The organism is Fervidibacillus halotolerans (genome assembly GCF_026547205.1).
GTDB lineage: Bacteria > Bacillota > Bacilli > Bacillales > Caldibacillaceae > Fervidibacillus > Fervidibacillus halotolerans.
Genome location: NZ_CP106877.1, coordinates 1,342,955 through 1,360,354, shown reverse-complemented (window position 1 = coordinate 1,360,354; position 17,400 = coordinate 1,342,955). Strand labels below are relative to the sequence as shown.

Annotated in this window: 16 protein-coding genes; 13 read left to right on the top strand and 3 right to left on the bottom strand. The window is 38.0% G+C overall.

The features are described 5' to 3' along the window. Positions 1-274: 274 nt before the first annotated feature. Together OE105_RS06415 and recU are read right to left on the bottom strand one after the other, a co-directional pair. On the bottom strand, positions 275-2,737 hold the full coding sequence (locus OE105_RS06415) for a penicillin-binding protein 1A (RefSeq protein ID WP_275421922.1): 2,463 nt from the start codon (positions 2,735-2,737) through the stop codon (positions 275-277). A gap of 71 nt (positions 2,738-2,808) precedes the next feature. Next, on the bottom strand, positions 2,809-3,408 hold the full coding sequence (gene recU / locus OE105_RS06410; RefSeq protein WP_275421921.1) for a Holliday junction resolvase RecU: 600 nt from the start codon (positions 3,406-3,408) through the stop codon (positions 2,809-2,811). A 45-nt stretch (positions 3,409-3,453) separates the two neighbouring features. Here recU and OE105_RS06405 point away from each other — a divergent pair, with 45 nt between their 5' ends. From OE105_RS06405 to OE105_RS06375, 7 genes are all read left to right on the top strand, one after another. Continuing rightward, a complete protein-coding gene (locus OE105_RS06405) occupies positions 3,454-4,416 on the top strand; it encodes a DUF2515 family protein (protein ID WP_275421920.1) in 963 nt (320 codons plus the stop codon). 207 nt (positions 4,417-4,623) lie between these two features. Further along, the gene (locus tag OE105_RS06400) at positions 4,624-4,833 is read left to right on the top strand and encodes a hypothetical protein (protein ID WP_275421919.1); all 210 of its coding nucleotides are present in this window, start codon (positions 4,624-4,626) and stop codon (positions 4,831-4,833) included. A 95-nt stretch (positions 4,834-4,928) separates the two neighbouring features. Then, the gene (locus tag OE105_RS06395; protein ID WP_275421918.1) at positions 4,929-5,288 is read left to right on the top strand and encodes a YppE family protein; all 360 of its coding nucleotides are present in this window, start codon (positions 4,929-4,931) and stop codon (positions 5,286-5,288) included. An 86-nt stretch (positions 5,289-5,374) separates the two neighbouring features. Next, entirely contained in the window at positions 5,375-5,755 is a 381-nt protein-coding gene (locus OE105_RS06390) for a YppG family protein (RefSeq protein WP_275421917.1), read from the top strand. Positions 5,756-5,916: 161 nt separating this feature from the next. After that, positions 5,917-8,190 carry a DEAD/DEAH box helicase gene (locus tag OE105_RS06385; RefSeq protein WP_275421915.1) on the top strand — a complete coding sequence of 758 codons (2,274 nt, stop codon included), beginning with the start codon at positions 5,917-5,919 and terminating at the stop codon, positions 8,188-8,190. A 15-nt stretch (positions 8,191-8,205) separates the two neighbouring features. Further along, positions 8,206-9,474 (top strand): ribonuclease H-like domain-containing protein, encoded by a 1,269-nt coding sequence (locus tag OE105_RS06380; protein ID WP_275421914.1) that lies wholly within the window; start codon positions 8,206-8,208, stop codon positions 9,472-9,474. A 151-nt stretch (positions 9,475-9,625) separates the two neighbouring features. Next, positions 9,626-9,856: a CotD family spore coat protein gene (locus OE105_RS06375; RefSeq protein ID WP_275421913.1), complete on the top strand. Its 231-nt coding sequence runs from the start codon at positions 9,626-9,628 to the stop codon at positions 9,854-9,856. A 201-nt stretch (positions 9,857-10,057) separates the two neighbouring features. Here the strand turns inward: OE105_RS06375 and OE105_RS06370 are convergent, their stop codons facing one another. After that, the gene (locus OE105_RS06370) at positions 10,058-10,969 is read right to left on the bottom strand and encodes a COX15/CtaA family protein (RefSeq protein ID WP_275421912.1); all 912 of its coding nucleotides are present in this window, start codon (positions 10,967-10,969) and stop codon (positions 10,058-10,060) included. Positions 10,970-11,431: 462 nt separating this feature from the next. On the opposite strand from OE105_RS06370, the gene cyoE reads away from it, so the two are divergent. From cyoE to ctaG, 6 genes are all read left to right on the top strand, one after another. Then, positions 11,432-12,340 (top strand): heme o synthase, encoded by a 909-nt coding sequence (gene cyoE, locus OE105_RS06365; RefSeq protein WP_275422115.1) that lies wholly within the window; start codon positions 11,432-11,434, stop codon positions 12,338-12,340. Between the two features lie 109 nt (positions 12,341-12,449). Further along, positions 12,450-13,526, top strand: coding sequence for a cytochrome c oxidase subunit II (gene coxB / locus OE105_RS06360; RefSeq protein ID WP_275421911.1), 1,077 nt, complete (start codon positions 12,450-12,452; stop codon positions 13,524-13,526). 52 nt (positions 13,527-13,578) lie between these two features. Next, a complete protein-coding gene (locus OE105_RS06355; RefSeq protein WP_275421910.1) occupies positions 13,579-15,468 on the top strand; it encodes a cytochrome c oxidase subunit I in 1,890 nt (629 codons plus the stop codon). Continuing rightward, on the top strand, positions 15,465-16,085 hold the full coding sequence (locus OE105_RS06350) for a cytochrome (ubi)quinol oxidase subunit III (RefSeq protein ID WP_275421909.1): 621 nt from the start codon (positions 15,465-15,467) through the stop codon (positions 16,083-16,085). The genes OE105_RS06355 and OE105_RS06350 overlap by 4 nt, the downstream gene beginning before the upstream one ends. Before the next feature lie 6 nt (positions 16,086-16,091). Beyond that, positions 16,092-16,418, top strand: a complete 327-nt coding sequence (gene ctaF / locus OE105_RS06345) for a cytochrome c oxidase subunit IVB (RefSeq protein WP_275421908.1) — start codon at positions 16,092-16,094, stop codon at positions 16,416-16,418. A gap of 66 nt (positions 16,419-16,484) precedes the next feature. Beyond that, positions 16,485-17,369, top strand: a complete 885-nt coding sequence (gene ctaG, locus OE105_RS06340) for a cytochrome c oxidase assembly factor CtaG (protein ID WP_275421907.1) — start codon at positions 16,485-16,487, stop codon at positions 17,367-17,369. Positions 17,370-17,400 lie beyond the last annotated feature (31 nt).

Below are 17,400 nucleotides of genomic sequence, written 5' to 3'. Positions count from 1 at the left end.
AAATGGACATCGTAAAAGAAAAATTGTCATTTGTGTGTGATCGTTTTTAGAAGTTATTATTTGATTATAAAAAACGTCCGTTCTGTAATGTTGTATTAGTACCTTACAGAAACGGACGATTTTTTGTGTATGTTTTAAAAAGTGTGGGGTGACAAAATGTCAGTGAATCTGACGGTTTAGTCATCCCCTTTATTCAATTACATATGAAATATATATGACCGGTCCGAATAAGGGATATGTGGATTGAGACCCTCAAATTATTCCGATGTCCCATTCATCCGTTACCTTCTTCGTTCGTTTCCCCTGGAGGTTCGTTAGTGTTTCCATGATCACTCGTTCCATGATCTCCGTTTTCCTCTTCTCCATTTTCTTCCTGGTCTCCTGGTTCCTCTTCATTTTGTTCAGGAGGTTCGTTTGGATCCGGTTCGGTAAGGAAGGTTGATAGGTCCAGTTCAATACTTACCGGTTCACTTTTTTGATCTTTATAAACGGCTTGGACCGTAAAGGTATATTTCAATCCAGGTGCCACATCGGTAATTTTCAATTCCTTTTTATCAATGGTTCCAATGAATTCTTGTTCAGACTGATCGAGTGCCGCATATACATCGAAACGAATGTCTTGAATATCGTTATATTCCCATTTTAATGTGACTTGTTCAGTCGTTTCATCGTATTCCGCCTTTAAGTTGGAAACGGGGGGAACTTCATAATCATCGGATACTTCCGTCGGTTCATAACCTTTGACGAAATATTCGTAGACGATTTCATCTTCCGGAGTAAACTCGCTAGCTAATTTAGGTGGATTCGTCCCCTTTTGAATGGCTAATTTTACAACGCTTGATGGTTGCTTGAAATCTTGAACTTCTACCCCTTGATGAACATAGGTCATTAATTCTTTAAATAAATATAACGGAATTCTCGTATCGTCCACCGCTCGCTTTCGATCATCGCCGTAGCCAACCCAGATGGAAGCAGTATATTCCGTTGAATAACCTGCAAACCAGCTATCCGGTGAACCTTCCTTATCTTTAAAATTCGTCGTACCTGTTTTTCCAGCAATCGGTATACGAGGTACTCTAGCGCTTATTCCAGTACCGCTTTGTAATACGGATTTTAACATGTCAGTAATCATAAATGCAGTATAGTCACTCATGACACTATTCGACTCAGGTTTCATATCAATTTCTGTAATTCCATCGGATAAAAGGATTTTCCGAATGGCGTGGGGTTTGTTGTATATCCCGTTATTTCCAAAGGCGCTATAGGCTCCTGCTAAATGAATCGGCGCAATTCCTGTTTGAAACCCGCCAAGTCCGTATGCTTCATTGATTGATCCCTCAAAGGGAATCCCGAGATTTTCCGCAAAGGTTTGAGCTTTGTTTAATCCAACTTCCTTCAATGCCTTAATTGCCGGGACGTTTCGAGATTTCATCAAATGATAGCGCATCGTTTGGGCACCATCATATTTTCCGTCCCAGTTATTTACAGGTGTTCCATTGGAATAAGAATACGGTTCATCGACCAAAATATGATACGTTGACCATTTTAAATATTCAATGGCTGGTCCATAGTCTAATATTGGTTTAATCGTCGATCCTGGTTGACGTTGAATATCGATGGCATAATTATATCCCCGCTTGACCTTTTGGAAACGTCCTCCACCGATTGCACGGATTTCACCTGTTTTCGTATCGAGTAAAATGATCCCGGCTTGAATTTCATCGTTCGGGAAATATTGATCGGAATTTAATAATTCATGTACTTTTTTTTGTGCATTTACATCGAGCGTCGTATAAATTTCGAGTCCATCCGTATACACATTGTATCCCATTTGCTCAACTTCATCGACGATTTGATCGATAAAGGATTCGTATGGAGAATCATCGTTATTTTGGTCCTCGTGTTGAACTAGGAACGTTTCAATATCCGTATTTTGTGCTTCCTCCATCTCCTCATTCGAAATAAATCCATGTCTGTTCATTAAATAGAGGACTGTGTTTTTTCGTTCATTTGCTAAATCCGGATTGACAAAGGGATTGTATGCGTTCGGACGTTGTGGAAGCCCGGCGATTAGTGAAATTTCCGGCAAGGTCAGTTCATCGAGTTCCTTGTCGAAATATGTTTTTGCCGCCGCCTTAATGCCGTAAATGTTTCCTCCCATCGGCACTTTATTTACATACATTTCGAAAATTTGTTCCTTTGTAAATTCCTGCTCCATTTTGAATGAAAGCCACGCTTCTTGCGCTTTCCGTTTGATCGTTTTTTCATTGGATAAGAAAGAAAGTTTGACCACTTGTTGGGTTAATGTACTAGCCCCTTGGGATCCGAATCCATCGGTAATATTACGAATTACTGCTCCGCCTAATCGAATGAGATCGATTCCACTATGTTCAAAAAAGCGGGCGTCTTCTGTTGCTAAAATCGCATTTTTCAATGATTTTGGAATTTCATCAAACGTTACTAAGTCCCGCTTTTCGGTACCTAGTTCAGTGATCAATTGATTGTCCTTATCATAAATTTTGGAAGATACCGGATCTTTTAGTTTTTCCGGGTCAAACTCTGGTGCGTCCTGAATCATAACCGCAAAGGTAGTAATTCCCGCTACGAGCATAACAAACCCAAGTACTAAAAGGGTGAGAAAAATCCGTTTCATCATTTGTTTGACTGATTTTTTCGGTTGTTTTCTTTTTCGAGAAGCTTTCCTTTTTTCTGTTCTTGATCGATAGTTTTCTGACATATTGTCTCCTTCCTTTCCTCCATTTGATAAAAGTTTCAAATGGAATATAGAAAAGCGTTTTTCCTATTGATTTAAAAGAATTCTTTATAGATCGAATCGATCACACGAATATAATCAATTCTCGGCCGAAAACCGATGGGAATCGAATATCCAAATTGAACGATTTCCTCTTTTTTGATCGATTTTCTCCGTCCGGCTTTCATTCGCTCCCAAAATTTTAATAACATGTTTCCGTCTAAAAAGTACACTTCATCCGTTGTTGAAAAACGAATGAGAACGAAGGATATTCCCCCACAACGGATAATATTTTTCATATGTATCACTTGATGTTCATGGAAATTTTTCAGCGGAAACGATGTTTTATTTTTCGTTTCCTTCGCTTCAAAATCGATATACCTCCCTTTGTATACTCCGTTGTAGTCTGTTGTGGAAGGTGTTTTAAAATAAGCTTCTTTAATTTTTGCAGCACTTCTTTTCGGATAGTCAACTTCCACAATTTGGATCGGCGTCGGTTTTTTATGAATAACTGCAATCCCATTTGCCAAATAATATTTATTAGACTCGTTTATATCTTCTTCAAAGGTCATACCCCTATTCCCGTAATCCTTTTGTCCGCTCGTTTCCAATTTAGGTACTTGGTATTTTTTACCCCCTGGATAGCGAATGTCCATACTTTTCACCTCAATCTGCAACGATGTGGAAGGGAGCACATATTCATGGATGAACAAATGTTAATAAAACAGATCGCTTTGAAGACGAGAAATGGAAATGTGGATAATATTTCCCGTACCAATTTTTATGAAACCTTTTATTTTCAACATCCGGAAATTAAATGGGCACTTCTCGCTGCCTTTGTTTCTCGAAATGCTGGCTGGAATATGTGTGACTTAAATGGGGACGTCTATTCAAAAATTCTATCTAGTTCTTATGCAGAACTTCTCTTTTTGACGTATGAAAGGGCGAACTGGCTTATATTTCAAGACGCTTTCCCCCAATTACTAGTCTATCATTATTCGACGATTTATCGACGCCCAATGTTTCACCTTTTGAAAAAATTCCAAGTTTCTTCGTTTATGTATCATGAATGGATGCGATTTTGGATCACTCGGAATGAAGATCGATTGCTAAAGGCATTAATTATTAATGAACAAAACGTAATTCAAAAACCGGTGATCGATCACCCACTTTTTCGAAAAAAAATATTCCAATCCCTTCCGTTTAAAGGGCAGGATTTTCTACATTATAGTATAGTAATCCTTCCGACTTTACAAGGAGAACTGTTTGGAGCAAGTGTGAAAAAATTTGTAAAGGTTGATGAGCGGATTGAATTAGGAAAAACAATTGCTGAAATTCTTTTCAAACCAGCACTTTTTCCACAGTTTCTTACCTTTGTCCGAAAAACCACTCATACGGGGAGTCGGTTTGACTTTGAAAAGTTTTTACTCGGTAGAAAATGTCGGACAACCCCATTTTTACGAATCGCCTTTCCAGTCATTCGTCATCAAAAACCTGTCGAACAATCGTGGGATGAAAAAGGAAAAGTTCAATCGAAATGGTTTGACCCTCCTCAAATGAAACAGCCGATTCAAATTACGAATTGGTATAAAAGAAAAAGAAAGGAAATCGAAATTGTCGCTTCAATAAAGGAATGGTTTCAATTACATAGAAAAATGGATTGAGCATTTGGAAAAATAGTTGAAAAATGTTTTAACTATAGACGGAACATGTAAAATCATTGGATCATCTTTTCAAAATGCAAATGGGAAATTTGTCAAAGGATCCCTTTCTTTAGCGAATCTCTTCTAGTTTTGTCAAGGTTGCAGGAAGTTCCGAAATGTTCGCGAAATGTCATAATAATAAGTTTTGGGTGAGGTGATGAAATCTAGATGAATTTCCAAGATTGTTTACAACAATTGGACCAGTTGGAAAAAGAGTTGAATCGATTAGAATCGGTGCTATCCATTCAAATTCAAGCGAACATCCAAGATTGTATTCATAACCATCAGAAACAAATCGAGAAAGTTGAACGAAAATTGAAGAAGGAGGATCATGAAAGGGAAAAGGGGTATTCGTTTCAAAGGAAATCTGTCGTGTAAGGCGTTTCCATCATTGGAGATGCTTTTTTTATGAATGATAACATCTCATTTCATCGTGTTATAATATTACTAAATTTCTTTGATGGATGTGATATATGTTGGATCCGAAACTACTGATGGCAGAAACAGAGCAAATCAAACAATATTTAAAACGCATTGATACGATTTTCGAACATACGAAACAAGAACAAAAAAGCCCCAATTTTTACGATGAGGTTAAACCGTTCTTTGAAGAAGTAGAGGAAAGGGTCAATCGTTGGTTTGAAAGGGCAAAAGGATGGGTGGAATTGAATCGACCGAAGGATTTGTACTCTTTTCAACTGGAAGCAGTAAAAGATCAATTATTGGAAATTTCCGTTTGGGCCTTTTATCCAGAGACGAGTTACAAACGGTTTAAACATTATGTGAACTCCATTCATTATACATTGGAAAAACTTCTCTCAGCATTGGCATAAAGCACCATTGGAGATGAAAACCCATATAATATAGAAGATTTGTTTCATTTATATGAATCATTCTATTGATCGAGGAGGTTTTGGACATGGAAATAAGCGGTTATAACCCGAACCAATGGGGCGATGCCATTTTTCCCTATCCAATGGGCTATTTGCCAATAGCTCCTTCCCTTCCTCCAAATATGTACGGACCTGTCCATTTCCCTTTTTATGACAAAATGAATATGGATATTCAATCAATGATGGAAAACCCCCTTCATCCGATCTATACAGATCCACCCCAATTTCAACCATACGTTCCAGTTGTTGGAAATTCCTTTAACGAACACCCGATTATTCAAGCTTTTAAAACGGAAAACGGGTCGCTCGATTTTCAAAAAATGATCAATACAGCGAACCAAATTTTAGGGACCCTCCAACAAACGAGTTCATTAATAAAAGGAATTAGTCAAATCTTTAAAGGTTAATCCTAACCAACAGAACTAGAGGTTCATCTAGAAGGGGGCAATACATCTATTTTTGGTTAAATTATCGGGATTTTTGCGAAAAAGATCGGTCGTTAGATGCAAACATTCATTCGTTCGACTATAATAAAAACAGAAATCTTCATTGTGAGCAGGTGAATCGTATGTTTAAAAAGAAGGGGCTATCGGATTTTATTCAATGGATGAAGGAGCAAGACGGAATCTTTAAAAATATTACCCATTGGGAAACGATCGAAGCAAAGCGGGCGAATTTCGTTCCCTTTCCCAAAAGCTTACATCCTTCTATAAAAGAGGCATTAGAAAAAAAGGGAATTGACCAATTATATTCACATCAAAGGGAAGCCTATGATTTCGGTATGGCTGGTCAAGATTTCACAGCAATTACTCCCACGGCTTCGGGAAAAACCCTCTGTTACAACCTACCTGTATTGCAAACGATCATCCATCAACCGGAGGCTCGTGCTTTGTATATTTTTCCGACGAAAGCACTAAGTTATGATCAAAAAAATGAATTAAATGAACTGATAGAAGGGGCAGGGATTTCTGTAAATAGCTATACGTATGACGGGGATACGCCTGTATCTGTTCGTCAAAAAATACGAAAGGCAGGTCATATCGTTATTACGAATCCCGATATGCTCCATTCTGGAATTTTGCCCCATCATACGAAATGGGTTTCTTTGTTTGAAAATTTATCGTTCGTCATTATCGATGAACTGCATACGTATCGAGGTATTTTTGGCAGCCATATGGCAAATGTGATCCGAAGATTAAAGCGCATTTGTCAATTTTACGGAAGCGATCCGGTGTTTATTTGCACATCGGCCACGATTGCTAATCCATTAGAACTAGCCGAACAATTAACCGGTAAATTGATGAAATTAATTGATCAAAATGGTGCACCGAGCGGCAAAAAACATTTCATCTTTTATAATCCTCCTATTGTTAATCAACCTTTAAATATACGAAGGAGTGCAACTTTAGAAGTTCGTAAGCTCGCTGGGGAATTTTTAAAACATCATATACAATCGATTATTTTTGCTAAAAGTCGGATGCGGGTGGAAATTATATTAACTTATTTGCAGGAATTGGTAAAAAAGACCATCGGTGAGAAAAAAATCTGCGGATATCGGGGTGGTTATCTCCCGAAAGAAAGAAGGGAAATAGAAAAGGGATTACGGGAAGGGAAGATTTATGGTGTCGTCAGTACAAATGCTTTGGAACTTGGTGTGGACATCGGCCAATTGCAAGTTTGTTTTATGACCGGTTATCCAGGTACGATCGCAAGTGCTTGGCAACAGGCGGGACGAGCAGGAAGGAGACAGGGGGAATCCCTCGTAATCTTTGTTGCTGACAATTCACCTTTAGATCAATATGTCATCCAACATCCCGAATACTTTTTTCACCAATCCCCAGAAATTGCAAGAATAAATCCGGACAATATTATTATACTTGTCGATCATTTAAAATGTGCAGCTTACGAATTACCCTTTCGGAAAGGGGAACGATTTGGCGATATGGATGTGGAAGATATTCTCGAGTTTTTCGTGGAAAAAAACATTCTCCATTTCAGTAATGGAAAATACCATTGGATGAATGAATCCTTTCCTGCCCACGAGATTAGTTTACGTTCGGCTGCGAGGGAAAATGTCGTGATTATTGATCAAACGAATCGGGGAAAGGTGAAAGTAATCGGAGAAATGGATACGTTCAGTGCCCTTACCCTTCTTCATGAAGAAGCGATTTATTTACATCAAGGTCTTCAATACCAAGTGGAAAAATTAGATTGGGAAGAAAAGAAAGCTTACGTCCGTGAAGTAAAGGTCGATTATTATACGGATGCCCAATTAGCTGTCCAATTAAAGGTGTTGGAAGTCGAACGGGAAAGGAAAAAGGGAGATTCCATCATTCAATATGGCGATGTGGCTGTTACGGCCATGGCGACGATCTTTAAAAAAATCAAATTTGAAACCCATGAAAATATCGGATCTGGCCCCATTCATTTGCCAGAACAAACTTTACATACAAATGCGGTTTGGATCTCTTTATCTAAGGATTTTTCTGAATTTGGGGAACAACGGTTAGAAGAAGGATTGTTAGGTGCAGCAAATGTTTTAAAAACGATTGTTCCAATGTTTGTGATGAGCGCCCCGGAAGACATCCATGTTGTACCTCAAGTGAAGTCGAGCCATACGGAAAAACCGACCATCTTTTTTTATGACCGATATCCAGGCGGTGTCGGCTTAAGTGATGAATTATATGATCATCTTGAATCCGTTCTGTCTGAAGCTAAAAGAACGATTCAACATTGTCCGTGTGAATATGGGTGTCCTTCCTGTGTCGGTACTTTTACTTCTACAAAGACGTGTAAAACCGATGCCATTTCCATTTTAGATCGGATGATGTTGTCAAAATAAGTGGAGGGTAAAGGGATGTCTTTAAAAAGGAAACTCGATTTATACGATTCTTATTTAGCGGAAGAAAACAATCTAGACAAAGGTTCCAATAAGAAAGATGAACCATTTCATCTTCCTTTCGAAAAGGAATGGAGAAAACACGGAATCGTTCCGTATCAATTGGATCATCAATATTGTTTAATTAAAGAAAGGCGTTATCCATTATCTGAAAAAAGAGGGAATTATTCATATGCAGATTTTTTAGTTGCGATGGATGCCTGGCAAAAAACAAGCATTTCCCACCCTTTGTCGGCTAAAGGATATAAAGGAGAAGATTTATTCTTTTTCGACACTGAAACGACGGGCCTTGGGGGCGGAGTGGGAAATACGATTTTTCTTCTTGGATACGCATATATCGACGGTGATGAAGTAGTCGTTAAACAGCATCTTTTACCTGAACCGGGTCACGAGATTCCTTTATACGATAGTTTTTTAAGAAATATCGATTATACGACGCTCGTTACGTATAATGGAAAGGCCTTCGACTGGCCACAAGTAAAAACGAGGCATACATTAATTCGCGAACATGTCCCAAATTTGCCCCCCTTTGGCCATTTTGATCTTCTTCATGGTGCAAGGAGAATGTGGAAACATCGATTAGATTCCGTCAGTCTATCAAATGTGGAAAGGGAGATTTTAAATATTGATCGGAAATCGGATTTACCCGGCTATTTGGCCCCGATGGCCTATTTTGATTTTTTAAAAACGAAAAATCCTGAAGGCATTCTTCAAGTAATGGAACATAATGAACAGGACGTATTAACATTAATCATTTTATATACCCATCTATCTTTCAAACTTCTCGGACTGGATCATCATCAAACGGAAGGGGAATTGTTATCCCTCGGCACGTGGTATTCCCAATTAAAGGAAACGAAAGTCGCCATTCCGTTGTTAGAAAAGGGGATGACAAAATGGGAAGGAACAGAGAAATGGCGAGGAATGATTCAATTAGCACACCAATATAAAAAGATTAAAAACTATCGAAAAGCGTTGGTTTTGTATAAACAAATCGCCGAATCATCCGAGGGAAAAATACGGATTTCCGCTAGTATTGAAGGGGCAAAAATTTTAGAACATCAATATAAAGATTATAAAGGGGCTCTTGAGTTAGCAAATATGGCTTACCGAGAATGGTCGGAAACGAAGGAAACATCCTTTAGGCAAAAGGAACGGGAGGAAATGGTCAAACGAATCGAACGACTGGAGAAAAAAATAGCGCGACATGGGGAGAATTTCATTTGATTGTAAGGTAAGTACGGAATTATGAAAAGTACCCGTCGACCTTTCTAAAAGGAATATGGCAAATAAAATAGGTTATTTCCTTATTACAGGTAATCCGCTTTTTTCATAGGTTAATAATGTAAATGAAAACTATGAAGAAAGGGGATTCGTTATGCCTGTATTTCCACCGAATATGATGCCACCGGTTATTTATCCGACGAACCAATTTGTGAACACGAACCAATTTACGCATATTGTTCCACACATTCATCCATCCCATACGACAACGGTCAATCAACATATGTTTAAGCACGAACATTTCTGTCCACATACCCAATCGGTTGTAGATCAAGTTTGTCATCAGCATTTTAATTGCTGTGGAAGACCTGGACCATTTTGCTAACAAGGGACTTATGCGCCCTTGTTTTTTTAGGTGGATTGGACCGAAAAAGAGCATAAAAAGGGAAGGGTAGCCCCCTTCCTTACGTCATTTTATGAAAAATATGATAAATCCCTTTAGGAATGAACCTAGCTAGCGGCTAAACGTGTGAGCATGATCATCAATTATTCAATGTTTAATTGAAAAGATTCGGATGATTCAATTTTATATTCGATTATTTTTACTACTTCGGATCGAGATAAATACGAAATAACTTAATAAACCGAATAAACAGGAAATAAATAATGCATGCAATAAAGTCACGATCAAGTTTAATTGGGTAAAAATAACGAAAGCCCCTGAGATCACCTGTAATAATACGAGGATAAACGCGGCGATCCATCCGTAATAAATAACAGATATATGTTTATAATTACGAATTGCTTTTATCATCAAATAAAGAATCCAAATAAAGATGATGCCTGCAGCAAGTCGATGTCCCATTTGCACCCATTCATACATATTCCTCGGCAATGTGATCTGTTCATTATTGCAAAATGGCCAGTCTGGACAAATCATACTCGCATCCATATGGCGAACAAGGGCCCCGGTGTAGATAACGATATAGCTATAGATCGTGACAGCATACGTGTGAAAAATCATCTTTCGGTCGATCGTATACAGCTTTGGGGAAGGAATTTTTTCAATTTCAAAGATAAATATCGTCAACAATAATACCGCTGCAAAAGAGATTAAGGAAATGCCAAAATGTAAAGCTAGGAAGAAGGGGGACTGACCCCATATAACGGTTGCAGCTCCAATTAAGCTTTGGATGATGATAAAGCTTAAAGAAAGGGTTACCAATATTTTCGTTTCGAGAAAACGCCCAAACTGTTTTATACTCCAATAAGACAAAAGAAGAACTAGCAGAAAAACAATTCCCGTTGAAATTCGATGGGAAAATTCAATCAACAATTCCGGAGTAATTTGATCGGGAAACAATTTTCCGTGACACAGGGGCCAAGAAGTACCGCACCCGTCTCCAGAATCTGTTTTTGTGACGAGGGCTCCGCCGATTAGTAACCCGAGCATTCCGAATGTGGATAGTACTGAAATCCATTTTAATCGCTGATGCAATCGCTTCACCTACTTAAATTTTTTAAATTTCCTCAACGTAAATCGTACCGAATCCATCAATTTGTGACAAGAGAAAAGTGTTATTTTCACGATAAAAATAGGAAATTTATGAAAAATCATCGGTTAAATGGAAATATGAAGCATAAAACAACCGTTATTTATTGAAAATTTTAAAATATAAATCTCTATTTTTAAATTGAAACGAAAAAACTTACCAATTTTGACACAAAAATGACAAAAATTATCCAAAAAAGATTCACAAATTTTTTTTATTTGTGATTTAATATATGTTAGAGAAAATATAAACCGTTTCCAAAGGTAGTTAACCCTATTTAAATCGTAGTAATATGAGTATTAGTCGTTTTTCTTTGAACGAAAATCCGAATGGTGTTTGTATATTTGATGATGTTTTTAAAGAAAGGAGGTTATATTGAAATGGGCAACCCTTTACACGAAACATCAATGTCGGATTTAACGAGCATCGATCATAGTGAGAAGAAGGTGTCCGTTTTTAAGGATTTCCTTTCCTTGATTAAAATTGGAATCATCCATTCGAATATGTTAACTGCCTTTACAGGAATCGTATTAGCCCTATTTTATAACGGACTTTCTATTCAAGATTATTTATTGGAAATTCTTCTCGCGTTGATGGGGGTTTGGCTCGTTATTGCCGGTTCCACAACTTTAAATAATTATATAGATCGAGATATCGATGAACATATGGAACGAACGAAGAACCGTCCGACCGTTACAGGGAGTTTTTCGCCAACATTGATTTTGACGATCGGTTTCGTTTTTCTTGCAATCGGATCCCTTTTACTCTTTCAGACATCTTTTTCTGCTGGGATCATTGGGGTAATGGGTTCTTTCGTATACGTCGTGTTATATTCCCTTTGGACGAAAAGAAAATATACGTTAAATACGGTCGTCGGAAGTTTTTCCGGAGCTGCTCCACCTCTGATCGGTTGGGCTGCCATTGATCCAGATCTTCATTTTTTCGCATGGGTGTTATTTTTCATTATGTTTATTTGGCAACCCCCCCATTTTCTCGCCCTTGCGATGAAAAAGGTGGAGGAGTATCGACGGGTAGGTATACCAATGTTACCAGTCGTTTATGGTTTTCCGATGACAAAACGACAAATTCTTTTATGGGTTATTTCCCTTTTTCCTCTTCCGTTTTTATTAAGTGCATTAGGTCCAGTGTTTATCGGTATTGCCACGGTTTTAAATATCACCTGGTTGGTTGCAGGACTGTATAAATTCAACGGGAAAGATGGAAAATGGGCAAACCGAATGTTTATTTTTTCTTTAAATTACTTAACCTTGTTATTTCTTTCCATTATCTTTTTTTCACTCATGCAAATTTTTTGATATAAGGTTCAATGTTTTTAAATTTAACCAACAATAAAAATGGAATATGTTTGCTTGTGAAGATGAATGTTGGAATTTGACTGTTTTACGAAAAAGGGGGTTCATACGGATGAAAAAGTGGATTCTGTTTATTTTCATTTTCTTTTCAGCACTGATAACAACCGGTTGTGGCAAACCGTTTCTATCCACACTTCAACCGGCAGGGGAAGTTGCAGAAAAACAATACAATCTATTTTTACTAAGTTTTTCCGTTATGGCGATTGTCATATTAGTCGTTGTGACGATTTATGTAATCGTATTGGTCCGTTTTCGAAGGAAAAAAGGGGATGAAAATAAAATTCCTAAACAAGTTGCAGGCAGTCATAAATTGGAAGTCATATGGACTGCTATACCGATTTTAATCATTATCGGTTTATCCATTCCAACGGTATACTTAACTTTCTATTTTGGAGATGTAAAAGGGATGGAACGGGTAGATGAACAGGGAGATCCGAAACATCTCGTCGTAAATGTGCGTGCGAATCTTTATTGGTGGGAATTTGAATATCCGGATTTAGGAATTATCACATCCCAAGATTTAGTTGTTCCAACCGGTGAAAGAATTTATTTCAATTTGAAAGCAAGTGACGTGAAACATTCCTTCTGGGTGCCGAGCATCGGAGGAAAAATGGACACGAATACGGACAACTTAAATACATTTTACTTAGAATTTGATCCAGAAAAGTCCGACGAAGCTGGGAACATCTTTTACGGGAAATGTGCAGAATTATGCGGACCATCCCATGCATACATGGATTTTAAAGTGAAGGCAATTTCTCGGGATGAATTCGACAGGTGGGTTCTTGCGATGCAAAAGAATGAAGAACCAGAGTTGGCGTCGGAATTGGCTGTTAAAGGAAAGCAATTGTTCGAGGAAAATGATCAGTTTTCATGTATTTCTTGTCATGCAACAACCGCGAGAGATGACCGACCGGAAGCCACAAGACTCGGACCGAATTTAGCCGATTTTGGAAATCGAACGAGAGTGGCAGGCTATTTAGAATTTACGAAGGAAAATATTAAAAATTGGATTCAACATCCTGAAGAATATAAACCTGGAAATCTCATGTACGAAAAAGCTGACTTTACGGATGAAGAACTTGAGGCTTTGGCTGAGTATTTAATGAGTTTAAAAGTGCAAGAATAATTTGGGTTTTATATGTATGAGAATAAAGGGGTTTAAAAGGGGAGGATGAAAGGTGAGTAGCATCGCAGAAAAAAGAAGTGTTGGCGCAGTTTTATGGGAATATTTAACGACTGTCGACCATAAAAAAATTGCCCACTTATATTTATTTGGTGGAGGATTTTTCTTCCTTCTTGGGGGAATAGAGGCTTTACTCATTCGTATTCAATTGTTAAAACCGCAGTTCGGGTTTATGTCAGAAGAAACATTTAATGAAATGTTTACGATGCACGGAACGACGATGATTTTCCTTGCAGCGATGCCGCTTTTGTTTGCTTTAATGAATGCGGTCGTACCGCTTCAAATCGGTGCGAGGGATGTGGCGTTTCCATTTTTAAATTCCCTCGGTTTTTGGCTGTTTTTCTTCGGCGGTGTATTTTTAAACTTAGCTTGGATTTTTGGTGATGCACCGGATGCCGGGTGGACTTCATATGCATCGTTATCCCTATTTTCAGAGGGTCATGGTATCGATTATTACACGTTAGGGTTGCAAATTTCCGGTTTTGGAACGTTGATTTCCGGGATCAATTTTCTCGTAACGATTATTAATATGCGTGCTCCTGGAATGACGTTTATGAGGATGCCGATGTTAACGTGGACGACTTTTATCGCATCATCTTTAATCTTATTTGCTTTTCCACCCCTTACGGCAAGTATCTTTTTCCTAATGTTTGACCGATTATTCACTACAAATTTCTTTGATGTTACAGCAGGAGGAAATACGATTATCTGGGAGCATTTCTTCTGGATTTTCGGCCACCCGGAAGTGTACATTTTAATTTTACCTTCTTTCGGTATTTTTTCAGAAATTATTTCTACTTTTTCTAGGAAACGGCTTTTTGGTTATTCATCAATGGTTTTTGCAACGATCTTAATTGGATTTTTAGGATTTATGGTCTGGGCGCACCATATGTTTACGACAGGTTTAGGAAATGTCGCTAACGCAATATTCGCCGTTGCGACGATGGCCATCGCCGTTCCGACTGGAATCAAAATATTCAACTGGTTGTTAACGATGTGGGGTGGAAGTATTAAAATTACCGTCCCAATGCTTTATGCTTTAGGATTTATCCCTTCCTTTGTTATCGGGGGAGTTACTGGGGTTATGCAAGGAATTGCCCCCCTCGATTATCAATTGCACGACACGTATTTTATCGTCGCACATTTTCACTATGTAATCGTCGGTGGGGTTGTATTTGCCCTTTTGGCTGGTGCGCACTTTTATTGGCCAAAGATGTTTGGGACGATGTTAAGTGAAAGATTAGGATATATTACCTTTGTATTATTTTTCATCGGTTTTCATTTAACCTTTTTCATTCAACATTTCCTCGGCTTGTGGGGAATGCCAAGACGGGTGGCAACCTTCTTATCAGGTCAAGGGCTCGATATGGGGAATTTCATTAGTTCGATCGGTGCTTTCATGATGGGTATTGCCATTGTCATTATGCTCGTCAATATTGTTATTACGACTGTGAAAAATCAAAAGGTTGGTAATGACCCTTGGGAAGATGGACGGACGATGGAATGGGCATTAGAGTCCCCACCGGTTTATTACAATTTTAAACAAACGCCTTTTGTACGAGGAATCGATACGTATTGGATTGAAAAGATGGAAGGAAATAAAGGGTTGACGCCAGCTGAACCGTTGGATGATATTCATATGCCAAATAATACGATCATGCCAGTGATCATTTCACTCGGACTGTTTATCGCTGCCTTCGGAATGATGTATAACCCAATGAACCAAGTTGGTGATGGGAAACCTTGGGCGATACCTGTGTTGATTATCGGCTTATGTATCACTTTTGGAACGATGCTCATTCGATCGATTAAAGACGATCACGGTTATCATATTCCGAAAGAAGAATTAATGAATGATAAACATAAGGGAGGGATTGCATCATGATGGCTGAGGAAAAATATACGCCCCAAACGTGGCCTGCCGATCCGGAAAAACAAACCCTTGAGGGTAGAAATAAATTTATCGGATTTTGGTTGTTTTTAGGTGGCGAAACAGTGTTATTCGCTTCCCTATTCGCCACCTACTTGGCTTTAAAAAACAAAGGTACACATGTTACGACGAATGAACTATTTAGTCTTCCGTTAGTATTTGTTATGACCATGCTTTTGTTAACGAGTTCGTTAACGAGTGTGTATGCCATATACCATATGAAAAACTTTCATTTCAAAAAAATGCAGTTTTGGTTTTTCATTACCGTTCTTTTAGGAGCCACCTTTTTAGCTTTAGAAATTTATGAGTTTTATCATTATGTCCATGAATTCGATTTTGGTTTTACGAGCAGCGCTTTTAGTGGGGCTTATTATACGTTAGTCGGAACCCATGGTGCTCACGTTCTATTTGGACTCGGATGGATTACAGCGTTGATTATTCGAAATGCAAAAAGGGGATTGTCCCTTTACAATGCACCGAAATATTATGTGGCGAGCCTCTATTGGCACTTTATCGATGTCGTCTGGGTATTTATTTTTACCGTCGTATATTTATTAGGGAAGGTGGGATGATTGATTATGGAAAACAATTCAGTCCATCGTACATCGGTTGAATACCGTAGAAAAAAAAGCGCAAAGGAAATGCGTAATCAATTTCTTACCTTTATATTAATGATTTTTTTCACTGTTATTTCTTTTGTTTCTGTGGCATACAATGACTTATTTCCTTCGAATTTTGTCGCCCCATTTATTTTGCTTTTAGCAGGTATTCAAGTTATTTTTCAATTGTACTATTTCATGCATGCGAGCCATAAAGGCCATGAGATGCCGATGTTTTTTATGTATTCAGGGGTATTTGCAGCTTTTTTGACGATACTAGCTTTTTTAACGATCGTTTGGTGGTAAAAAGAAACCCGGTTTTTGTATACCGGGTTTTCTCTATCCATGTAATTTAAAAAGGGGTGAATGGAAATGTTACGTTTAGATCAATTCGGTTTTGTCGCCCTTTGGAGTCCGTACTTTTTGCTCTTTATTGCCTTTGTCACCGCACTGTTCTTTTATATAGCCAATCGTAAACAACATTGGTTTCAAGGCGCCGGTCCATTAGAACTGCGTCATAAAATACTATTTCCGACTGCAATGTTTATGATCTATATTATGAAAGGTTCTCCCATTGATTTGCTTAGTCATTTAATGTTTACCTTTCATATGGTGCAAATGGCAATTTTAAATCTGTTAGTTCCTCCGATCTTAATCATTGGTGTTCCTGTATGGATGTGGAAAAGAATTATCACATTACCTGTGGTTCGCCCCTTGTTTTCCTTTTTTACAAAACCGTTAGTTGCTTTAATCGGTTTCAACGGGGTATTTTCGTTATATCATGTACCTGCCATTTTAGACTTCATTAAAATGAATATATGGATTCATGGTGGGTATACATCTTTGCTCTTTATCTTTGCCTTTTTCATGTGGTGGCCTTTATTAAATCGGGTGGAAGAATCGCGACAATTAAGCGGGTTGAAAAAAATGGGTTATATATTTGCAGATAGTGCGCTGATTACCCCTGCCTGTGCATTAATTATATTTAATCCGACACCGATGTATGAGACATATACGAATACAGAGTTATGGATCAAGTCTTTGGAATTATGTGTTCCGACAGATACCCTTTCCACTTTAGACTTACCGGGTCCTGAAGCCTTTAATTTATTACCGTTAAATGTCGATCAACAATTAGGCGGCGTAGTGATGAAAATTTTACAGGAAATAATTTATGGGACGGTTTTATTTAAAGTAATTATCGATTGGTTTAAAAAAGAGGCAGAAGATGATGACTCTGCACCTATCTACGGATGATGTAATTAGTTTACATTTTCAAAAAAAACCT